Origin of the sequence: Streptomyces sp. NPDC004542 (assembly GCF_040610035.1) — a bacterium.
In the GTDB taxonomy this organism is placed as follows: Bacteria; Actinomycetota; Actinomycetes; order Streptomycetales; family Streptomycetaceae; genus Streptomyces.
In genome coordinates, this window is the sequence record NZ_JBEXLP010000016.1 from 56,258 (window position 1) to 77,232 (window position 20,975).

Annotated in this window: 19 protein-coding genes and 1 pseudogene; 15 read left to right on the plus strand and 5 right to left on the minus strand. The window is 72.1% G+C overall.

Features of this window, described 5'->3' with window-relative positions:
• Nucleotides 1-175 precede the first annotated feature (175 nt).
• The 3 genes from ABZX30_RS12375 to ABZX30_RS12385 form a co-directional block, all read right to left on the minus strand.
• The gene (locus tag ABZX30_RS12375; RefSeq protein WP_355932208.1) at nt 176-604 is read right to left on the minus strand and encodes a carboxypeptidase-like regulatory domain-containing protein; all 429 of its coding nucleotides are present in this window, start codon (nt 602-604) and stop codon (nt 176-178) included.
• A gap of 5 nt (nt 605-609) precedes the next feature.
• Nucleotides 610-750: a hypothetical protein gene (locus ABZX30_RS12380; RefSeq protein WP_355932211.1), complete on the minus strand. Its 141-nt coding sequence runs from the start codon at nt 748-750 to the stop codon at nt 610-612.
• Between the two features lie 854 nt (nt 751-1,604).
• Complete coding sequence (locus ABZX30_RS12385) at nt 1,605-5,798, minus strand: beta-galactosidase (RefSeq protein WP_355932213.1); 4,194 nt, start codon at nt 5,796-5,798, stop codon at nt 1,605-1,607.
• Between the two features lie 174 nt (nt 5,799-5,972).
• On the opposite strand from ABZX30_RS12385, the gene ABZX30_RS12390 reads away from it, so the two are divergent.
• Complete coding sequence (locus ABZX30_RS12390) at nt 5,973-6,245, plus strand: hypothetical protein (protein WP_355932216.1); 273 nt, start codon at nt 5,973-5,975, stop codon at nt 6,243-6,245.
• 143 nt (nt 6,246-6,388) lie between these two features.
• Nucleotides 6,389-6,496, plus strand: a pseudogene (locus tag ABZX30_RS12395) (hypothetical protein); the annotation flags it as partial.
• 186 nt (nt 6,497-6,682) lie between these two features.
• Here ABZX30_RS12395 and ABZX30_RS12400 read toward each other — a convergent pair.
• Nucleotides 6,683-7,330 carry an MAB_1171c family putative transporter gene (locus ABZX30_RS12400; protein WP_355932217.1) on the minus strand — a complete coding sequence of 216 codons (648 nt, stop codon included), beginning with the start codon at nt 7,328-7,330 and terminating at the stop codon, nt 6,683-6,685.
• Nucleotides 7,331-7,362: 32 nt separating this feature from the next.
• On the opposite strand from ABZX30_RS12400, the gene ABZX30_RS12405 reads away from it, so the two are divergent.
• Both ABZX30_RS12405 and ABZX30_RS12410 read left to right on the plus strand, forming a co-directional pair.
• Nucleotides 7,363-7,485, plus strand: coding sequence for a hypothetical protein (locus ABZX30_RS12405; RefSeq protein ID WP_355932219.1), 123 nt, complete (start codon nt 7,363-7,365; stop codon nt 7,483-7,485).
• 193 nt (nt 7,486-7,678) lie between these two features.
• Nucleotides 7,679-8,146, plus strand: a complete 468-nt coding sequence (locus ABZX30_RS12410; RefSeq protein WP_355932222.1) for an RpiB/LacA/LacB family sugar-phosphate isomerase — start codon at nt 7,679-7,681, stop codon at nt 8,144-8,146.
• A 105-nt stretch (nt 8,147-8,251) separates the two neighbouring features.
• Here ABZX30_RS12410 and ABZX30_RS12415 read toward each other — a convergent pair whose 3' ends face one another.
• Complete coding sequence (locus ABZX30_RS12415) at nt 8,252-8,617, minus strand: DUF6479 family protein (RefSeq protein WP_355932225.1); 366 nt, start codon at nt 8,615-8,617, stop codon at nt 8,252-8,254.
• Nucleotides 8,618-8,753: 136 nt separating this feature from the next.
• Between ABZX30_RS12415 and ABZX30_RS12420 the strand changes: the two genes are divergently transcribed.
• From ABZX30_RS12420 to ABZX30_RS12470, 11 genes are all read left to right on the plus strand, one after another.
• Nucleotides 8,754-9,131 carry a four-helix bundle copper-binding protein gene (locus tag ABZX30_RS12420; RefSeq protein WP_355932228.1) on the plus strand — a complete coding sequence of 126 codons (378 nt, stop codon included), beginning with the start codon at nt 8,754-8,756 and terminating at the stop codon, nt 9,129-9,131.
• 85 nt (nt 9,132-9,216) lie between these two features.
• Complete coding sequence (locus tag ABZX30_RS12425) at nt 9,217-10,395, plus strand: acyl-CoA dehydrogenase family protein (protein ID WP_355932230.1); 1,179 nt, start codon at nt 9,217-9,219, stop codon at nt 10,393-10,395.
• 152 nt (nt 10,396-10,547) lie between these two features.
• Nucleotides 10,548-11,351 carry an oxygenase MpaB family protein gene (locus ABZX30_RS12430; protein ID WP_355932339.1) on the plus strand — a complete coding sequence of 268 codons (804 nt, stop codon included), beginning with the start codon at nt 10,548-10,550 and terminating at the stop codon, nt 11,349-11,351.
• Nucleotides 11,352-11,406: 55 nt separating this feature from the next.
• Nucleotides 11,407-12,972: an NAD(P)/FAD-dependent oxidoreductase gene (locus ABZX30_RS12435; RefSeq protein WP_355932233.1), complete on the plus strand. Its 1,566-nt coding sequence runs from the start codon at nt 11,407-11,409 to the stop codon at nt 12,970-12,972.
• Nucleotides 12,973-13,035: 63 nt separating this feature from the next.
• Entirely contained in the window at nt 13,036-14,148 is a 1,113-nt protein-coding gene (locus ABZX30_RS12440; protein WP_355932236.1) for a nitronate monooxygenase family protein, read from the plus strand.
• Nucleotides 14,145-15,695 carry an acyl-CoA synthetase gene (locus ABZX30_RS12445; protein ID WP_355932239.1) on the plus strand — a complete coding sequence of 517 codons (1,551 nt, stop codon included), beginning with the start codon at nt 14,145-14,147 and terminating at the stop codon, nt 15,693-15,695. The genes ABZX30_RS12440 and ABZX30_RS12445 overlap by 4 nt, the downstream gene beginning before the upstream one ends.
• 45 nt (nt 15,696-15,740) lie before the next feature.
• Nucleotides 15,741-17,237 carry an acyl-CoA synthetase gene (locus tag ABZX30_RS12450; protein WP_355932241.1) on the plus strand — a complete coding sequence of 499 codons (1,497 nt, stop codon included), beginning with the start codon at nt 15,741-15,743 and terminating at the stop codon, nt 17,235-17,237.
• Between the two features lie 294 nt (nt 17,238-17,531).
• Nucleotides 17,532-17,870: an antibiotic biosynthesis monooxygenase family protein gene (locus ABZX30_RS12455; protein ID WP_355932243.1), complete on the plus strand. Its 339-nt coding sequence runs from the start codon at nt 17,532-17,534 to the stop codon at nt 17,868-17,870.
• On the plus strand, nt 17,867-18,754 hold the full coding sequence (locus ABZX30_RS12460; protein WP_355932246.1) for an NAD(P)-dependent oxidoreductase: 888 nt from the start codon (nt 17,867-17,869) through the stop codon (nt 18,752-18,754). Before ABZX30_RS12455 ends, ABZX30_RS12460 begins: the two co-directional genes overlap by 4 nt.
• Nucleotides 18,751-19,734 (plus strand): amidohydrolase family protein, encoded by a 984-nt coding sequence (locus ABZX30_RS12465; RefSeq protein WP_355932249.1) that lies wholly within the window; start codon nt 18,751-18,753, stop codon nt 19,732-19,734. Before ABZX30_RS12460 ends, ABZX30_RS12465 begins: the two co-directional genes overlap by 4 nt.
• Nucleotides 19,731-20,963, plus strand: coding sequence for a cytochrome P450 (locus ABZX30_RS12470; protein WP_355932252.1), 1,233 nt, complete (start codon nt 19,731-19,733; stop codon nt 20,961-20,963). Before ABZX30_RS12465 ends, ABZX30_RS12470 begins: the two co-directional genes overlap by 4 nt.
• Nucleotides 20,964-20,975: the final 12 nt, after the last annotated feature.

Below are 20,975 nucleotides of genomic sequence, written 5' to 3' on the forward strand. Positions count from 1 at the left end.
GGCCGACCCGCCCCAGCGGGGAGCTGCTCTCCGGCACTCGAGTGATCGGGCCTGCGTCAGAAGAGACCGGGCAGCGGTGCTACTTGTGACACCGTATTCTCGGGAAGCCGGGAAATCGTTCCGACGCGGCCTCGCGTCATGCGGCGAGTTTCCCGTCGGCCGGGGACCTCTTCGGTCACTGGGGAAAGCCCGTCGGGGCGGCCGGGACACTCTCCCGGGTGACGCCCGACGCCGGGCGGTGAGCGCCGTCGCCGGTCGACGTCCCGTGGCGCCGGTCGCGCAGGGTGAAGTCGGCCCGGACGGCCGCACCGGACTGCAGCAGCTTCCGGTGGACCAGGGGGTCCCGGCCCGGGTGCGAGACGACGACGCTGATGTATCCCTCGGGCAGACCGGTCACGGCGTACTCGCCCCGCGCGTTCGTCGTGGTGCGCACCAGCTGCCGGCCCCTGGTGTCCATGACCTCCCGCTCGTCCTGCGCTCCCCCTCGCACGGCCGTGCGGTGGTGGCGCCAGGCGTCGAGGCCCAGCAGCGCCGTACCCGCGGTGGTCCACGCGCAGAGCACGAGGACCGGCTTCAGGACCCCCGCACCGTCGAAGTACAGCACCCCTCTCAGGCGAAGCCTGCCACGGCGTCCCGGACCGCCCGGCGGGTCTCTCGCGCGTCCGCCACGGCGGCGACGTCGAAGCCGACGGGGTGCTGCCGCCGCAGCGCGGCGCCGACGTCGCGTTCCACCGCTGGATCGGCGATCACGAGCTTGACGTGGTGGGGCCGTGGCTGGTGAAAGGCCATCGGGAAGCAGAACAGCACGCCCGGCCTGCGCCACGACGCCACTCGATCAATGTACCGATCGGCACATCCATATCGGTGTGGGCCATACGTGTACCGGACGGTACGGTCAAAGGGTGCCCCGCCCCGTCAATGCCGAGAAGCGCGCCGAGCTGTTGAAGCAGGTGGTGCACCACCTTCAGCACCACGGTGTCGCGCAGATGTCGCTGAGTCCGCTCGCCGAGTCGATCGGCACCACCAAGCGCATGCTTCTGTACTACTTCGGCAGCCGTGAGAACCTGCTGGCCCAGGCACTGGCCGCCAGCCGTCCCGATGTGCACGCGATGTTCGACGACGTCCGTGACACCGCGGGACTGCGCGAGGCGGCTCATGCCCTGTGGGAAGCGATGACCGTCGGGGAGCAGTCCGGGCCGGTCCGCATGCTGCTGCAGCTGCTCAGCCTGGCCGCCACCGATCCCGACAGTTACGGCGACATCGCCGCCGACACCGTCGAGGTCATGACCGGCCCCATCGCCGCGGCTCACGTCCGGCTGGGTCACCCGCCGCAGGAGGCGCGGACAGGGGCCACGCTCCTCGCCTCCGGCCTGCGCGGTCTGTGCCAGGACCGCTGGGTGACCCATGACGTCGCCCGCACCGACGCGGCCGCTCACCGGCTCATCAGGAACGCGGTCGTGGCGCCTGACCGAGCGTGGCACCGCGGTGCTCGGCGGTGGTTCAGTGGTGTGAGCAGACTGCCGGTGGCCTGCCGACCGCCTGGCGGCCGTGCCTCGGGGCATTCCGAGGCACGGCCGCACGGCCGCAGCCCGGCAGCCGCGGGTCTAGCCGCACGTCAGCGTCGGCTTCCCCCAGTCCCCGTGGTCGTTGCCGTTGCCGTCGCCGGCGTCACCGACCTTGAGGTCGACCACCTGGGCGCCGCTGACGTCGACATCGATCGGCACCGCGGCCTGTTTGCCGTGGAGCGTCGGCGTGGTCACCAGGGTTTTTCCGTCGGCGATCACGGAGAACGTCACCGTTCCCGCACCACCCGACTCGTCGTCCACACCGACGTCCGCCGTCAGCCGCGAGCACTGTCCGGCGAGGTAGAGCTGGACGTCGCTGACCGAGTTGGTGCCCAGGCCCTTGGCGTAACCGACACCGGCGATGCTGATCGGACGGCCGTCCCCGGCCGCCTGTTCGCCGACGCTGCTGTCGCGCTCCACCGGACCCCACCCGTTGGTGGACGACAGGAACTCCAGGTCGCTCACCGCGCTCTTCCCGGCCGGCGGGGTGGGCGGGATCCCGCGGACGATGCGCTCGTCGCCGACGGCCGCCTGCCGTCCGTGCCGGCGGTAGTGCACCGTGGCGGTGAGTGCCGAGGCGGACGGCAGCTCCCCGGCCGGCGGCTTCACCTTCCAGGTGAAGGTGGCCGATCCGCCGGGTCGCAGGTGCCCGACGGACAGGGGGCTCGTGGGGCTCACGCTCCAGCCGTCGGGCGCGGAGAGCGAGGCCGTCAGCCCGGACGCGGACGGCCCGTCCTCGGGCAGCCGCACCGTCGCCTCGGCCGTGAAGTCCTCGGCCGACCGGGCGGTGTCCGGCACGTCCAGGGTGACGTCCGCTCCCGGACGCTTCGGCATCGCGTACTTCCGGTGGTCGTAGCGGGGACTGTCGTTCTGGGCCACGCGCAGGGACGAGGCGTAGCTGCCGTAGTCGGTGAGCGACACCTTGCCGAGTCCGCCGGTGCTGCCGTCCAGGTTCCACACGGCGATGGCGATGCTGTTCCGGCCGTTGGGGTGCAGGATCCCGCCCGGTACCGGGAAGGTGTGCTGGGGGCCGAGGTAGTTGACGTAGTTGCCGACCTGCCAGCCGTTGACGAAGACCGTGGCACGGTACTTGCGGGACGGGTCGTCGGTGAACGTCAGCCCGAGTGAGGTGTCCTGGCCGTGCGGCAGGTCCAGGTCGGCCTCGGTGCGGTACCAGGAGACCCCGGGGCGGGTGTCGGTCGCCGGCAGGGACACCCGGTCCCATGTGCCGTCCGGGTAGCCCGGCAGGGACCAGCCGGCCCGCTCGCCGTACAGACCGCCCGTCGAGAGCGGACCGCGCACCGTGTCCAGCGGGTCCTCGCCGCCCCGTACGCCCTGCAGCCGCCAGGTGACGGAGGTCAGCGGGGCCCCGACGAGGGAGGCGCTGGTCAGGCCGCGCGCGGTCTTGTTGCCGCCCGCCGAGTTGTAGTCCTCCTCGTGGCCCATGTTCACGGTGAGTACGGAGAGGACGTTGTCACCCTTGGACTTCACCGAACCGGCCGGGAAGGCGAAGTCGGCGCTGCCCGTGGTGGAGCTGCCCAGGAAGGTGCCGCCCAGCCAGGCGGAGAACGCCTGGGCGTTCCCGCCGGAGTCCGAGACGAGGTGGATGCCGGTCTCCTTGCCGGTGGCGCGGAAGCGGCCGCGGTACCACGTGTTGCCGGTGTGGAAGCCGTAGTCGTCCGCGTAGAGCACCGGCAGCGCGTTGGCGCCGGAGATGCTGTTGGTGGTCGTCCGGTCGGCCACCTGCCAGCTGGAGTCGTCGAACCCGGGGGCCGCTTCGGGGGACTCCTCGGCATGCTTCCAGTGCGTCAGCTCCGGCAGGTGGACCGGGGCGGCCACCGGGATCCTGCCGGTGCGGCTCCCGGTGCCGGTGGTCCGGGTGTCCACGGGCCTGCCGTTCCAGGTGACGCGGTCGGCGGAGGTGAACACCTCGATGTTCTCGTCGTCGGCGTTGTCGCCGGTGAGCGCCACGGTGCGGCCGCCGTCCGGGCTGGTCGCCGTCCGCAGCAGGTGGGTGCCGCGCACGAGCACCGGGCCGGTCGCCGTGTCCTGACGCCAGAAGGTCTTCGCCGTGTCCTTGTCGCCGACGAGCAGCAGCAGCGGGCGCTTGCCGCCACCGCTGACGGCGATGCGGATCAGGCCCTTGTGCGTGTAGTTCAGCCGCAGGTCACCGGTGGCCGCGTCCCAGGTGGTCGTGACCGGGCCGCCGCTGCTGGTCACGGTGGGCCTGGAGGAGTAGTCGAGGACGGTCTCGCCGTCGCTGTCCCGGTTGCCGTAGACCACGGCGACGTCGCGGTTCCCGATCGTCGCGCTGGTCATGATCTCCGAGGTGGAGTACCGCAACCGCGCGTCTCCCAGCCGGTAGTTCGCCACGATCACGTGCGAGTCGCGTCCGTCGAGTGTGATCGCGGTGTCCGGCTGCTGTGGCACGACCGGGTAGGTGGGGGTCGCGGTGTCGGCGGTCGGCACGTCGATGGCGTCGATGGCCACGAAGTCGTCCGTCGAACCCGGGCCGTGGTCTCCGCTGACGACGATCTTCAGGGTGTGCGCTCCGGGCGCCAGGCCGGTCTTCTGGAAGACGACCGCCTGGTTCTCGCTGCCGGAGTCGTCGACCGTCGCCACCTTGGTGTCGTCGAGGTAGACGTCGGCGTAGCCGTGGTTGCCGGTCTTCGAGCCGATCCAGCGGATCGCGGTGCCGTCGAAGGGGACGGTGACCGAGTCACCGGCCTGGTCGGAGAACGACTCGGTGTGCTTGTAGTCGCCGCCGGTGTAGCTCGTGTCGGCCACGTGCGACCAGGAACCGGTGTACCGCAGCGCGGAGTCGGGGTCGTCCCAGGTGTAGGTGGTGTCCGCTGACGGCTGGGCATTGAGGTCCAGCGAGATGTGGGTCCTGTCGACCGCCGTGGACGTGGAGTTCCCGTGCCGCAGGACGTGGAACTGCGTCTTGGTGTCGGGGTTCATCCGGGCGGTGTCGACGACCACGGAGTCGTCCGGCGGCGTGACCCTGATCGCCGCGGTCTTGGTCAGCGGGGCGACCGACTGCGTGAAGTACCCGATCAGTTTGTCCTCGTAGTACTTCGGATCGAGCCGGCGGTTCTCACGGATCGCGGCCCCGTAGTCGTACGACGTGTAGTTCTCCGGCATGCCCAGCCAGCCCCAGTTGGTGCCGCCGTAGGTCATGTAGAAGCTCTGCGCGGTCGCGCCGACGGCGATGTTCTGCTTGTAGAACACGTTGGCGAACTGGTCGTTGATCAGCTCGGCGCACTTGTCGTAGCCCGGTCCGCCCCAGGGGTCGAAGGCGCCGCCCTGGAACTCCGGCGAGTACAACGGCTTGCCGGCCGGGTGGTCGTAGCTGATGTCGGGTACGCCGTTCCACTTCGAGGGGTTGGAGCAGTCGAAGCCCTGCGGGTAGGAGTCCGGCCCGTCGACGTCCAGGGCGCCGGTACCGGAGTTGAAGGTGCCGTTGTTGTTGCCGGTCAGCGGTACGGTGATGCCGTCGGCGCGGGCCTTGTCCTCCAGGTGCTTCATGTAGGAGCGGCCGGCGTCCGAGCCGTTGTAGTACTCGTTCTCGACCTGGTAGGCGATGACCGACCCGGTGCCGTTGGTCAGCTGGTGGCGGGCGATGATCCGGTCGATCCTGGTCAGCCATTCGTCCGCGTACTTCAGGAACCGCGGGTCGTCACTGCGGTTGCGCCCGGCCTTGGTGGTCATCCAGCCGGGCAGGCCGCCGCTGTCGACCTCCGCGTTGATGTACGGCGCCGGGCGGGCGATCACGTACAGCCCGGCCTCCTGGGCCATGTCGAGCAGTCTGTCGACGTCGCGCACCCCGCTGAAGTCGTACACACCCGGCTTCGGCGAGTGGTATCCCCAGTCGAAGTACAGCGAGGTGGAGTTGAACCCGGCGGCCTTCATCTTCTGGAAGATGTCGCGCCACAGGTCCGGGCTCGGGAGCCGGAAGTAGTGGAACTCGCCGGACCACAGGTAGGTGCGCTCGCCGTCGACGAGGAACGAGTAGCCGTCGAGACTCACCGTGTGCGCCCGCGGACGTGCGGCCGGCGCGGCGGCGGGTGTCCGCCCGCCGCCGTCCTGTGCCGCGGCGGGCGCGGCCAGGCCCGCGGTCAGGGCCAGGGTCGCGGCGGTCGCGAGGACCGCCCTCCGCCACCGACGGCGACCGGGTCTCGCAGCCTGTGAACGGAACCGATTACTCCGATTACTCCGCACTGCGGCCTCCATACCGCCCGAGCAATCATCATCGAACAGACTCAGGCAAAGTCGAACAGTAGGGCGGTGCAAGGAACAGCACAATGGGGCGGGGGAGCACGGTCGGGGCGGCGCTGCACGCTCACGAACCGCGCGGCACGGCTGGAAACTGATGGCGCGTCAGCCTAGGACCGGCCGCCGGCCGCCGTGGCGGACACCCTCGCCCGCCGCGCCCCCCTCGCCGAACGCCTGGCGCTGGTGGCGGAGGACGCCGCGGAGGCCGCCGCCAAGCTGCGCGCCGCGTCGGAGGCCGTCGCGGCGGGCCGTACCGCGACGCCGCACGAGTTCGCGGAGCGCGCCGCCACGGGCCCGGGACCGAGTCCCGGGACGGAGCGGATACCGCCGTGCACCCTGCCACCCAGCCCGCTCGCCCCGCGCCGCCACTGGGTGGTGGACGGTGTCCTCCCCTGGCGGACCTGAACGAGCGGATGGTGCCGGCGGCCGATCTCGGCTTCGACTCGCTGACGCTCCAGGAACTGGAGGTCAACGTCGGCAAGCGGGTACCGGGATTCCGCACCGACGAGATGTTCCACCGCGACCTCACCGTCGAGCGGCATGTGTGGATGGGCACCCTGTCCAAGGCCTTCGCCAGCTGCGGCGGCTACCTCGGCGGCTCGGCCCGGCTGGTCCGGTGGCTGCGGCACACGCTGCCCGGCTTCGTGTACAGCGTCGGCCTGACCCCGGCCAACGCCGCCGCGGCGCTGGCCGCGACCGAGCTGACGGCGGCGGAACCGCACCGGCGAAGAGGTGGTGGGGGAGCACGGGCAACTGTGGGCAAGCGCCGACACGTACCGACACATGCGGGGAGACAAAGAAACCCGCCCGGTCCGACGGGGGAACGAACCGGGCGGGAGCTCTCAACCCGCGTTGCTGAGTCTACGGTAGGCGGACGCCACTTTGGTGAGCCAGGCGACCTCCGCGCTGAAGTTGTCCGTATCCCGGTCCTCGAAGTCGCCCGCGTCCCGGTTGTCCTCGGGGACGGTGCCGGCGTTCTTGGCGCGCAGCGCCTGTCTGATCCGTGCCGCTTCGGCGAACGCCTGCCGGGACTCCTCGCTCGCGCCCGGGTTCGCCGTGCCGAAACCGTTTTCGGTGCGCCCGATGCAGGGACGCAGATCCCGCCACCCGTCCCGTATCTCGACGACGCGCCGGTGCAGCCGGTAGTCGAGGTCGCAGACCGAAGCCCCCGGAGGCTCCAGGACGATGTCCGGTGAGGATTCGTACAGGTCCCGCCAGAGCGGGTACAGAGCCCGGTACGACCGGTAACCGTGGACCCAGTCCAGCAGTCCGGCGGCCCGCGCTCCCCAGGAGGGCATGGTCAGGCTGAGCGAGAGGGCGACGATGCCCAGCGCGCTGAAGACGGATGCGGCGACCTTCCAGCCGCCGATGTCGATCCCGCACGCGGCGGTGAGGACGTTGACCGTTCTGGCCAGGCGGTACAGGAAGAGGACCACCGCGGCGACGGAGAGCAGCTGCAGGGCCTGGCGCAGCGAGGTCTTGTCGGTCATCCGCGCGCGACACGACGAAGAGCAGCAGGTAGGTGAGCACCAGCGGCTGCCCGCTGCCGGTGTCGAAGTCCGAGGCCGGCCGGCCCGGGCCGTCGGCGACGAAGAACAGCGCGGTCGGCGGCATGTCCAGGGCGATGCCGGTGATCAGCCGGTAGCGGGTCCTGCGTACCGCCTCCTCCTCGGCGGTCGCCCAGCGCAGCAGGATGATCTGCGCGCTGACGCAGAAGGCGACCGCCGACAAACAGCGGCCCGAGGGGCGCGGCCATGCGCTGAGATCCGGCCATCGGCGCGTCGCGCCCGTCCGCCGGCCGGGATCCGCACCGCAATCGGCGCGTTACGCTGAGGAGCATGCGGATCTCCGTCTCCTCCGACATGGACGAACCCGTCGCCCGCCTCCTCGTCGAAGAGCTGCGCCGACGCGGTCACGAGGTGCGCGCGCACGGCGCCCTCGACACCGGCGCGGATCCGCGGTGGGCGCTCTGCTCGGAGGCCGCCGCACGCGAGGTCGCCGCCGGGACGGCGGACCAGGCGGTGGTGTGCTGCTGGACGGGGACGGGTGCCTCGATCGCCGCGAACAAGGTGCCCGGCGTACGGGCCGCCCTGTGCCATGACGCGTACACCGCGGACGGCGCCCGCCGCTGGAACGACGCCAACGTGCTGGCCCTCAGTCTGCGCCTGACCACCGGGGCGGTGCTGAAGGAGATCCTCGACGCCTGGTTCGCCGCCCGCCCCAGTGAGGACGCCGAGGACCGGGAGAACGTCGCCCATGTGACGCGGATGGACGGACGCGGCTCGGGGGACCGCGCCCTCCGCTGAGCGCGCGGGTGTGCGGGCCGCCCCCTCGGAGGGAGGGAGACGGTCGTCGAGCCGGTGCGAGTGCCCGCCGCCGCGCCCCGGAAAGCCGGTTCCGGTGGCGCGCGGTCAGTGGGCGCCCAGTCCGCCACCGCCGAACGAACCGCTCGACCCCCGGCTCCAGCGGGGCCGGTCCTTCGACTCGCTCGGCCTGGTGTCCTGGTTGCTCAGTTCGTACGGGGTGAGCGGGCGGCCGCCCTTCGGCGTGACCGGGACCTCCTCGGACTCTCGGTTCTCCCGGATCTCGCGCACGGCGCCGCCCGGGGGCAGGTGCGGCTGTTCCTCCGGGCGCGGGCGGGGCGACTCGGTGTACCTGACGCGTGAGGTCAGCCAGAACCCCCCGGCCAGGATCGCCAGCACGGCGACGGCCACCAGGAAGAGAACCAGACTCATCAGGCCGCTCGCGGCGGCCAGCTGCGCGGCTGCGGTACTCATAGAGCTCATACGAGGTACATACCCTGTCGGAACGGTGCGAACCGGACACCGTTCGTGAGGGATCGTCGACACCGCGCGACGCGGGTCCGTCCCGCCCGGCGGGTTTGGCCGGCCCGGCCACGGCTACCCGGGCGGTGTGACACCGACGACGACTTCCCAACAGGAGCTGTACCGGTTCCTGGAGGACCGCTTCGCGTGTGCGCAGGCGTGTACGGAGTGCGCCCGGGCGTGTGCGCTGCGCGCGAGCCTCCTGGATCCCGGAGGTACGCAGGAGCAGGAGCGGGCACGGCGGCGGGGCATCATGTGCGCCGAGGTGTGCGACGCGACCTGCCGGGTGCTCGCCGAGCACAACTGCCTGGACGAGAACGGCATCCGGGTCCAGTTGGAGCTGTGCCGGACGGTCTGCCTGGAGTGCGCGCACGCCTTCGACGCCCAGCCCGGCGCCGAGGAGAGCGCGACGGCATGCCGGGCGTGCGCACGGGCCTGCACGGAGTTCATCGCCACGCTGCGCTGACGCTTCCCGCCGCTTCCCAATTTCTGGAACACGTTCTACGGTGTGCGCCGACAGGACCGACCCGCCATGGGAGCCTGGAGGCGCCGTGCACCTCGACCACACGCCCGAGCAGCAGCGGCTGCGCACCGAACTGCGCGCCTACTTCGCCGAGCTGGTACCGGACAACGCCTACGCGCGGTACGCCGACCCGGCCGCCCGGAAGCGCTTCTACCGCGAGACCGTCCGCCGGCTCGGCACCGACGGCTGGCTCGGCGTGGGCTGGCCGAAGGAGTACGGCGGGCGCGGCATGACCGCCATGGAGCAGTTCATCTTCTTCGACGAGGCAGCGCAGGCCGGCGTCCCGCTGCCGTTGATGGCGCTCAACACGGTCGGTCCGACGATCATGCAGTTCGGCACGGAGGAGCAGAAGACGTACTTCCTGCCCCGCATCCTGTCCGGCGAGATCGACTTCGCCATCGGCTACAGCGAGCCCGACGCGGGCACGGATCTGGCCTCCCTGAAGACCCGCGCCGTGCGGGACGGTGACCAGTACGTCGTGAACGGCCAGAAGATCTGGACCACCAACGGCGACACCGCCGACTGGGTGTGGCTCGCCACCCGCACCGACCCCGGGGCCCCGCCGCACAAGGGCATCACCATGCTCCTGGTGCCGACCTCCGACCCCGGCTACTCGTGCACCCTCATCAACACCCTCGCCTCGCACGACACCACCGCCAGCTACTACCAGGACGTCCGGGTCCCGGTCTCCCGCCGCGTCGGCGCCGAGAACCAGGGCTGGCGGCTGATCACCAACCAGCTCAACCACGAACGCGTCACCCTCGCCGCCCACGGCACCATGGCGATCCGCGCCCTGCACGACGTCCAGCGCTGGGCGGCGCAGACCAAGCTCGCCGACGGCCGCCGTGTCGTCGACCTGCCCTGGGTGCGCCGCCTGCTCGCCCGCACGCACACCCGCCTGGACGCCATGAAGCTCCTCAACTGGCAGATGGTCACCGCCGTCCAGGAGGGCACGCTCACCCCGCAGCACGCCTCCGCGGTCAAGGTCTACGGCTCGGAGGCCCGCCGCGACGCCTACGCCTGGCTCATGGAGATCCTCGCCGCGGCCGGCCCGCTGAAGGAGGGCTCCGCGGGCGCGGTGCTGCACGGCGAGCTGGAACGCGGCTACCGCTCGGCGGTGATCTTCACCTTCGGCGGCGGCAACAACGAGATCCAGCGCGAGATCATCTCCTGGATCGGCCTGGGGATGCCGCGGGTGCGGCGCTGACCGCCCCGGCCGGCCGTCTCCGTGTCCCGGGGTGCCCTGACCGGGGACGGCCGGTCCGGTGTGTGCCATGGTGGTCTCACCGACGCCGCCGGAGGTGACCCGTGAGCACAGCCGACCCGGGGCTGTTCGGCCCCGCCTCCGTGACCTGGCAGATGCACGGCGACCCCATGATGTGGGTCGCCGGGATCCGGGCGCTCTACCTCCAGGCACTGCACCCGCGCGCGGTGCGCGGTGTCGTGCAGAACTCAGACTTCCGGCGGGACGCCTGGGGGCGGCTGATGCGTACCGCGGACTTCGTGGGGACGACGACGTACGGGACGACTCGGGCCGCCGAGCGGGCCGGTGCCCGGGTGCGGAAGATCCACGCGATGCTGAAGGCGACCGATCCGGAGACCGGCGAACGGTACGGGATCGACGAACCCGAGCTGCTGCTGTGGGTGCACTGCGCGGAGATCGACTCGTACCTGCACGTGCTGCGGCGTTCCGGCTTCCCCCTCACCGGCGCGCAGGCCGACCGTTACGTGGCCGAGCACCGGGTCAGCGCCCGCCTCGTCGGCCTCGACCCCGCGGCCGTCCCCGGCGACAGGGCCGGCTTGGCCGCCTACTTCGAGACGGTGCGGCCGAGGCTGGCCGCGGGAGCCGAGGCACGCGAGGTGGACGACTTCCTGCTCCGCCCGCCGGCGCACCCCCTGCTGGTCCCGGTGCGCGAGCTGCTGTGGCGGCGGGTGGCGCATCTGGCGTACGCCTCCCTGCCGCCGTTCGCCCACGAGCTCTACGGCAGACCGGTCCCCCCACCCGCCGCCGTCACCCGGCGACTGCGCGCCACCGGCACCGTGCTGCGCGGGATTCCCGCACATGTGCGCTGGCAGCTCCCGCCCAAACACATCCTGCGCGCCGTGGCGCGACTCGGACCCGGTACGCGTCCGGCGCGGCAGCGGGCGTCCGGCGGACGCTGAGCCGGCACCGGCACGCCCTCTGGCCGTCGTAGATCATCACGTGTTACGAAGAACCATGCCCCCACGCGAGCCCTCCCGGACCTACGACGCCGTCATCGTCGGCGGCGGCCACAACGGCCTCGTCGCCGCCGCCTACCTGGCCCGGGCCGGCCGGTCGGTGCTGGTGCTCGAACGGCTGGACCGCACCGGCGGCGCCGCCGTCTCCACCCGCCCGTTCGCCGGAGTCGACGCCCGGCTGTCGCGCTACTCGTACCTGGTCAGCCTGCTGCCCCGGAAGATCGTCCGCGACCTCGGGCTGAACTTCCGTGTCCGAGGGCGCACCATCTCCTCGTACACCCCCGTCGAACGGGCCGGGCGGCCCACGGGGCTGCTGGTCGGCGGCGGGGAGCGGCGCACCCGGGAGGCCTTCGCCCGGCTGACCGGCGGCACGCGGGAGTACGAGGCGTGGCGGCGCTTCTACGGCATGACCGGCCGGGTCGCCCAGCGGGTCTTCCCGACGCTCACCGAACCGCTGCCCACACGGGAGGAGCTGCGCCGGCGCGTCGACGACGAGGCCGCGTGGCGGGCCCTGTTCGAGGAGCCGATCGGCGTGGCGATCGAGGAGAACTTCGGCGACGACCTGGTACGGGGAGTGGTGCTCACCGACGCCCTCATCGGCACCTTCGCCGACGCCCACGACGCCTCCCTGGCGCAGAACCGCTGCTTCCTCTACCACGTCATCGGCGGCGGCACCGGCAGCTGGGACGTGCCCGTCGGCGGCATGGGCGCCCTCACCGACGCCCTGGCCGCCGCCGCGCGCGAGGCGGGCGCGGTGCTGGCGACGGGGCACGAGGCGGTACGGATCGACACCGACGGGCACGGTGCCGAGGTCACCTACCGCACCGCCGACGCCGAGGGCACCGCCGCCGCCCGGCACGTCCTCGTGGGCGCCTCCCCGCAGGAGCTGGCGGCCCTCACCGGCGATCCCTCACCGACGCCCGCCGAGGGTGCCCAGCTCAAGGTGAACATGCTGCTCAAGCGGTTGCCGAGGCTGCGGGACACCGACGTCGACCCCCGCGAGGCCTTCGCGGGCACCTTCCACATCGCCGAGGGCTACGAGCAACTGGCCACCGCCCACGCCCAGGCCGCCTCCGGTGACCTGCCCGCCGCGCCGCCCTCGGAGATCTACTGCCACTCCCTCACCGACCCCAGCATCCTCGGCCCCGAGGCGGCCGGCCGCGGCTACCAGACCCTCACCCTGTTCGGCCTGCACACCCCGGCCCGGCTCTTCACCCGGGACAACGACGCCGTCCGCGACGAGCTGCTGAAGTCGACCCTGGCCCAGCTCGACGCCCACCTCGCCGAGCCCCTCGCCGACTGCCTGGCCGTCGACGCGGACGGCCGGCCCTGCATCGAGGCGAAGACGCCGCTGGACCTGGAACGCGATCTGCGCCTGCCCGGCGGCAACATCTTCCACCGTGCCCTGGCCTGGCCCTACGCCCAGGAGGGCATCGGCCGCTGGGGCGCGCAGACGCGGCACGCCAACGTCTGGCTGTGCGGGGCCGGCGCGGTGCGCGGGGGAGGGGTGAGCGGGGTGCCCGGGCACAACGCGGCGATGGCGGTGCTGGAGCAGGACCGATAGAAATCTGACGGAGTATCAGAAAGAGCCTTCCGTCCTCCGGGGGACTGCGGCATCCTGCGCCCCATGCAGACGGAGCTGAGCAAGAAACTGGGAGTCGAGCACGCCGTCTTCGGCTTCACGCCGTTCCCCGCCGTCGCCGCGGCCATCAGCCGGGCCGGCGGCTTCGGAGTGCTCGGCGCGGTCCGCTACACGGCCCCCGACGACCTCAGACGCGACCTGGACTGGATCGAGGCGCACGTCGAGGGCAGGCCTTACGGGCTGGACGTCGTCATGCCCGCCAGGAAGGTCGAGGGGGTCACGGAGGCCGATGTCGAGGCGATGATCCCCGAGGGGCACCGGCAGTTCGTCAAGGACACCCTCGCCGCGTACGGCGTGCCCGAACTCGCCGAGGGCGAGGCGGCCGGCTGGCGGATCACCGGCTGGATGGAGCAGGTCGCCCGTACCCAGCTCGACGTCGCCTTCGACTACCCGATCAGGCTGCTCGCCAACGCCCTCGGCTCGCCACCCGCCGACGTCGTCGCCCGCGCCCACGAACGGGACGTACTGGTCGCCGCGCTCGCCGGCAGCGCGCGCCACGCCCGCAAGCACAAGGACGCGGGGATCGACATCGTCGTGGCGCAGGGCTACGAGGCGGGCGGCCACACCGGGGAGATCGCCTCGATGGTGCTGACCCCCGAGGTGGTCGAGGCCGTCGACCCGCTGCCCGTGCTGGCCGCGGGCGGCATCGGCAGCGGACAGCAGATCGCGGCCGCGCTGGCCCTCGGCGCCCAGGGCGTGTGGCTGGGCTCCATCTGGCTGACCACCACCGAGGCCGACCTGCACTCGCCCGCGCTGACCCGCAAGCTCCTCGCGGCGGGGTCCGGCGACACGGTCCGCTCCCGCGCGCTGACCGGGAAGCCCGCACGCCAGCTCCGTACCGAATGGACCGACGCCTGGGACGACCCGGCCGGGCCCGGCACGCTGCCCATGCCCTTGCAGGGCCTGCTGGTCGCCGAGGCGGTCTCGCGCATCCAGAAGTACGAGGTCGACCCGCTGCTCGGCACGCCCGTCGGCCAGATCGTCGGCCGGATGAACAGCGAACGCGATGTGCGGGCCGTCTTCGACGACCTCACCCGCGGCTTCGAACGGGCCGTCGACCGCCTGAACCGCATCGCCGGAAGGAGCGGCCAGTCGTGAGCACACCCCCCACGGGCTTCTGGGCCCAGGCCACCGCCGAACCGCACCGCACGGTCCTCGTCGCCCCCGACGGCGAGGAGTGGACCGCCGGACGGCTGCACGCCGCCGCCAACCGGCTCGTCCACGGCCTGCGCGCCGCCGGGCTGGAACGCGGCGACGCCTTCGCCGTCGTCCTGCCCAACGGCGTCGAGTTCCTCACCGCCTACCTGGCCGCCACCCAGGCCGGCCTCTACCTCGTCCCCGTCAACCACCACCTCGTCGGACCCGAGATCGCCTGGATCGTCTCCGACTCCGGCGCCAAGGTGCTCCTCGCCCACGAGAGGTTCGCGGCCGCCGCCCGCCACGCCGCGGCCGAGGCGGGCCTGCCCGCGACGCACCGGTACGCGGTGGGCGCGGTCGAGGGCTTCCGGCCCTACGCCGAACTCCTCGCCGGACAGCCCGGGTCGGCGCCCGCGGACCGCGAACTCGGCTGGGTCATGAACTACACCTCGGGCACGACCGGCCGCCCCCGCGGCATCCGCCGCCCGCTGTCCGGCAAGCTCCCCGAGGAGTCCTACCTCGGCGGATTCCTCGGCATCTTCGGCATCAAGCCGTTCGACGGCAACGTGCACCTCGTCTGCTCGCCGCTCTACCACACCGCCGTCCTGCAGTTCGCGGGCGCGTCCCTGCACATCGGCCACCGTCTGGTCCTCATGGACAAGTGGACACCCGAGGAGATGCTCCGGCTCATCGACGCACACCGGTGCACCCACACTCACATGGTCCCCACCCAGTTCCACCGCCTCCTCGCCCTCCCCGAGGACGTGCGCGCCCGGTACGACGTCTCCTCCATGCGCCACGCCATCCACGGCGCCGCCCCCTGCCCCGACCACGTCAAACGGGCCATGATCGACTGGTGGGGCCACAGCGTGGAGGAGTACTACGCGGCCAGCGAGGGCGGCGGCGCCTTCGCCACCGCCGAGGACTGGCTGAAGAAGCCCGGCACCGTCGGCAAGGCCTGGCCGATCAGCGAACTGGCCGTCTTCGACGACGACGGCAACCGGCTCCCGCCGGGCGAACTCGGCACGGTGTACATGAAGATGAGCACCGGCGGCTTCGCGTACCACAAGGACGAGGACAAGACCCGCAAGAACCGCATCGGCGACTTCTTCACCGTCGGCGACCTCGGCTGCCTCGACGAGGACGGCTATCTCTTCCTGCGGGACCGCAAGATCGACATGATCATCTCCGGTGGTGTGAACATCTACCCCGCCGAGATCGAGTCGGTGCTGCTCGCCCACCCCGCCGTCGCCGACGCCGCGGCCTTCGGCATCCCGCACGACGACTGGGGCGAGGAGGTCAAGGCGGTCGTCGAACCCGCCCCGGGCCACGAGCCCGGACCCGCCCTCGCCGCCGCCCTGCTCGACCACTGCGCCGGACGGCTCGCCGGGTACAAGCGCCCCAAGAGCGTCGACTTCATCACCGAGATGCCCCGCGACCCCAACGGCAAGCTGTACAAGCGACGACTGCGCGACCCGTACTGGGAGGGCCGGACGAGGCCCTTGTAGCCCAGTCCTTGACCTCTCCGCCGAGCGGGTCGAAGATCATGTGACATGACGCAGGGACATGGCAGCACGGTCGACGGAGTGCTGCGGCGCAGCGCGCGGCGCACCCCGGCACGGGTCGCGGTGGAGTACGGCGAACGGACGTGGACGTACGCGGAACTCGACGACGCCGTCTCCCGCGCGGCGGGTCTGCTCCTCGCCGAGGGCCTCACCCCGGGTGACCGGGTCGGCGCCTACGGCCACAACTCCGACGCGTACCTGATCGCCTTCCTCGCCTGCGCCCGCGCCGGCCTCGTCCACGTACCGGTCAACCACAACATGACCGGTGGCGACCTCGCGTACATCGTCGGCCAGTCGGGCAGCGGCCTGGTGCTCGCCGATCCGGACATCGCCGGGCGGCTCCCGGACGAGGTGAGGGTGTTGCCGCTGAGGGACGCCGAGGACTCGTTCCTCGCGCGGCTGGCGGAGACACCCCCGTACGACGGCCCCGGACCGCGCACCGAGGACCTGGCGCAGTTGCTGTACACCTCGGGCACCACCGCCCTGCCCAAGGGCGCGATGATGACCCACCGGGCGCTGGTGCACGAGTACCTGAGCGCGATCACGGCCCTGGACCTGAGCGCCGGCGACCGGCCGGCGCACGCCCTGCCGCTGTACCACTCGGCCCAGCTGCACGTCTTCCTGCTGCCCCATCTCGCGGTCGGCGCGACCAACATCATTCTCGACGCGCCGGACGGCGACCTTCTGTTCGACCTCATCGAAGCGGACCGCGTGGACAGCCTGTTCGCGCCGCCCACCGTGTGGATCGGCCTGGCGAACCGGCCCGACTTCGCCACCCGTGACCTCAGCGGCCTGCGCAAGGCGTACTACGGGGCGTCGGTCATGCCGGTGCCCGTGCTGGAACGGCTGCGCGAACGGCTGCCGAAGCTGGCCCTCTACAACTGCTTCGGCCAGAGCGAGATCGGCCCGCTGGCCACCGTCCTGGCACCCGACGAGCACAAGGGCAGGCTCGACTCCTGCGGCCGCACCGTGCTGTTCGTGGACGCCCGCGTGGTCGACGAGAACGGCGAGGACGTGCCCGACGGCACACCCGGTGAGATCGTCTACCGCTCACCGCAGTTGTGCGAGGGCTACTGGGACAAGCCCGAGGAGACGGCCGCGGCCTTCCGCGACGGCTGGTTCCACTCCGGCGACCTCGCGGTGCGGGACGCGCACGGCTACTTCACCGTCGTCGACCGGGTGAAGGACGTCATCAACTCCGGTGGCGTACTGGTCGCCTCCCGGCAGGTCGAGGACGCGCTGTACACGCACGAGGCCGTCGCCGAGGCGGCCGTCATCGGTCTGCCCGACGAGCGGTGGGTCGAGGCCGTCACGGCCGTCGTCGTCCCGCGCGGGGAGGTGACCGAGGAGGAACTCATCGCCCACGCGCGCGAGAAACTCTCCCCCTTCAAGGCGCCCAAGCGGGTGCTGTTCGTGACCGCACTCCCGCGCAACGCCAGCGGCAAGATCCTCAAGCGCGAGCTGCGGGACCGGTTCGGCGGCTGACCACGCGCCGGTCGCCGGCCTGGGACCCCGCCCGGTCGAGCGTCCCCCGCGGGCCGGTCCGCGAGGGGGCGGCGGTGCCCCCGTCCGGGTGAGACGGCCCGGGTCCGGCGGCCGGGCGGCGAACGGTGCCGCCCCCGCCTGTCGCCCCCTGCCTGTCACCCACCCGGACGGAGTAACCGCGGAGCGTGAACCCCTTGCGCCCGCTGGCCCTTCCCCCGTTCGGAGTTGCGTCCACACGGGCGTCGTGAGTCGGTGGGATGCGTGTCCTGCCGGATCTCACCACCAGGAGGAGACATGGACACCGAGCAGCAGGGCCGTCCGGCCGAGAAGCTGGCCGTCGTCTTCACGGTCCGCGTGATCGAGGGCGGCGAGCAGGGGTTCCTGGATCTCTACGACCGGATCCGGACGTCGGTGGCGCGCACCCCCGGCCACATCGTCGAGAGGCTGGGCGAACCCGTGGACGACTCCCGGCAGTGGGTGATCACCAGCGAGTGGGAGACGGCCGAGGCCTTCTTCGCCTGGCAGCGCAGCGAGGAACACCGCGCGCTGGTGGCCCCGCTGCGCGAATGGGTCGACTCGACGCAGTCGCTGCGGTTCCGGGTCGTCAAGGAGACCCGGGGGGTGACGTCATGACCCGGCGGGCCAACGACCCCGTGGCCGTGCTCGGGCTGGGCACGATGGGCGCCGGCCTCGCCGCCCGCCTCCTCGACCAGGGGGTACCGGTGCGGGTCTGGAACCGCACCGCGGACCGGGCCGGAGCGCTCGCCGAGGCGGGCGCCTTCGTGGCACTCCACCCCGCCGACGCCGTCGCGGGCACGAGGGCCGCCATCTGCGCCGTCACCGACGGCGAAGCCCTGAGCGCCGTGCTGCGCGGACCGGACGGGGCGCTTGCCCGGGGCACCTACCCCGGCGTCCTGATCTGCGCGAGCACCGTCGCGCCCGAAGAGGTCGTCCAGATCGCCGGGGACGTCCCGTCGGTCCTGGACGTGGGCATGCTCGGCAACCGCGACCACGCCCGTGACGGCGAGCTGCGGCTGTTCGTCGGCGGTGAGGAGCCGGTGTTCGAGGCCGGCCGGCCGCTGCTGCGGATGCTGAGCAAGGAGGTCGTCCATCTGGGCGCACTCGGTTCCGGCATGCGGATGAAACTGCTCCTCAACCTGCTGATGGGCATAGAGGTGCAGGCCCTGGCGGAGGCCGGTGAACTCGCCGCCGCCTCGGGACTCGACCGGCAGCTGGTCCTCAGGACGATCGCGGGCAGCGGATTCGCCTCGCCGGTCATGGCGTTCAAGTCGCGGCGCCTGGCCTCCGGCCGCTTCGAGGAGCCGGACTTCCGGCTGCGGCTGATGACCAAAGACCTCATGCTCGCTTCCAAGCAGGCAGCGGCGGCCGGCCTGAGCCTGCCGCTGGCGACCGCCGCGGCGGAGACCCACGTCCGCGCCACCGAGCAAGGGCTGGGCGACCAGGACTGCGCCGCGGTCGCCCGGGCACTCACACCGAGAACGGGAAGCGACACGTGATCATCGACATCCACGGGCACCTGTCCCCACCGGAGGCGGCCGAACGCTTCCCCATGCCTCCGAGCCTGACCGACGTCGACGGCATGCTCGCCGCTCGCGCCGAGGCCGGGATCGACCTCACCGTGATCGGCAGCCCCGTCGGGGCCGGCGCGATGGCGCGGGTCGCGGGCGTCGACAACTACGCGCAGCCACGGGACCGGCTGCGCGGCTTCCACGCCTGGATGTCGGGCCTCATCGGCAGGTTCCCGGACCAGTTGCGCGGATACGTGTACGCCAACCCGTTCGGCGACGACGACCACCTCGAAGGGGTGCGGGAGACCCTGGCCGACCCCGCCTTCGTCGGACTGATCACCACGTCCAGCGTGCACGGGGAGCTGCTCGGCTCGCCACGGGCCGACTCCTTCTTCGCGCTGGCCGCGGAGACGGGCGTGCCCGTCCTGGTGCACGCACCGGCCGAACCGGTCGGCACCGAACGGGTCGACGAGACCGGGTTCGTGGAGCAGATCGGCCGGTTCGGCGACATCACCGTGGGCATGGCCATGATCGCGTTCGCGGGATGGCTGGACAAGTACCCCGGTCTCCGCCTGATCGGCGCGACCGGCGGCGGCGCGATGGCGCTGCTGCCGGAGCGCCTGCGGACGGCGGCGCGCCCCCGGCACTGGGCCGGGAACGCGCCGCCCCCCGGCCGGCCCGGGGCGGCCCCGGCCCGGCGGGCGGCCGGGGCCCCGCCCGCCGACCCGGCCGCGGCGCTCCGGCGCATGTACGTCGACACGAGCCCGTTCAGCCCGGCGCACCTGAGCCTGAACGCGGAGGTGCTGGGGCCCGAGCGGATGCTGTTCGGCACCGACTCACCGCCGCTGGCGGCGCCGCTGGAGGAAGCCATCCGCATGATCGAGAAGCTGCCGCTCGACAAGGCGTCCCAGCGGCTCGTCCTCGGCGGCAACGCCGAGGCCCTCTTCGACCTGGGGAGGCGCCCGTGACCACCACGCAGGAGGCCGTCGCCGCGGCCGAGGGGTGCACCCCGCAGTTCCGGAGGGATCCTCATCCGGTCTACGCCCGTCTCCGCCAGGCCGCGCCGGTCTGCCCCCTGAGACCGCCGCACGGCAACGAGACGTACCTGATCACACGGTACGAGGACGCGCGGGCCGCCCTGTCGGACCCGCGGCTGAGCAAGGACATGTACGGGGCCATGGACGCCTACCGGAGGATCTTCGGTGACTCGTCCGTCGCGCTGGACGACAACATGCTCAACTCCGACGCGCCCAAGCACACCCGGCTGCGCAGGCTGGTGAGCTCCGCGTTCACCCCGCGCCGCGTGCATGCTCTGCGGCCGGGGATCCAAGCCGTCGTCGGCAGCCTGCTCGACGCGTGCCCGGTCCGGGAGCCCTTCGACCTGCTGCCCGCGTTCGCGTTCCCGCTGCCGGTCATCGTGCTCTGCGACCTGCTCGGCGTGCCGCCGGGGGAGCGGTCGCGGATGCAGCACCTGTCCACCACGGTGGCGCAGACCGGTTTCGGCGAGGAGGCCAAGCGGGCCCAGCAGAAGGCGGAGGAGGATCTGCACGCGTACTTCACGGACCTCATCGCGGCCAAGCGCCGCCGGCCGGGCGACGACCTGCTGAGCGCCCTCACCGCGGTCCGGGACAACGACGGCGGGCTCTCCGAGAACGAGCTGGTCTCCACCGCCTTCCTGCTGATGTTCGCGGGCCACAAGACGACCGCGTACCTCATCGGCAACGCCGTCCACCACTTCCTGTCCCGTCCCGCGCAGCTCCGTGCCGTGCGCGAGGACCCCGGGCTGATCCGGGCGGCGGTCGAGGAACTGGTGCGCTACGAGGGCTCCGTGGAGAGCGGGACGTTCCGCTACGCGACCGAGGACGTGGAGTACGCCGGGACGCGGATCCCCAAGGGCGCCCTGGTCCAGATCGCGCTCAGCTCAGCCAACCGCGACCCGCGGAAGTTCGACGCCCCGGACGAGTTCGACGTGCGGCGGCCGGGGAACGCGCAGGACGCCCATCTCGGCTTCGGGCACGGCAGCCACTACTGCCTGGGAGCCCCGCTGGCCCGGCTGGAGACACAGCTCGCCCTCACCGCTCTGTTCGACCGGTTCCCGGGGACGGCTCCGGCCGGCCGGGCACGATGGCTGGAGGTCCCCTTCCCGGCCTTCCGCGGTCTCGCCGAGCTGCCGGTCGTGCTCGATCCCGCCGGCTGACGACCGGCCCTG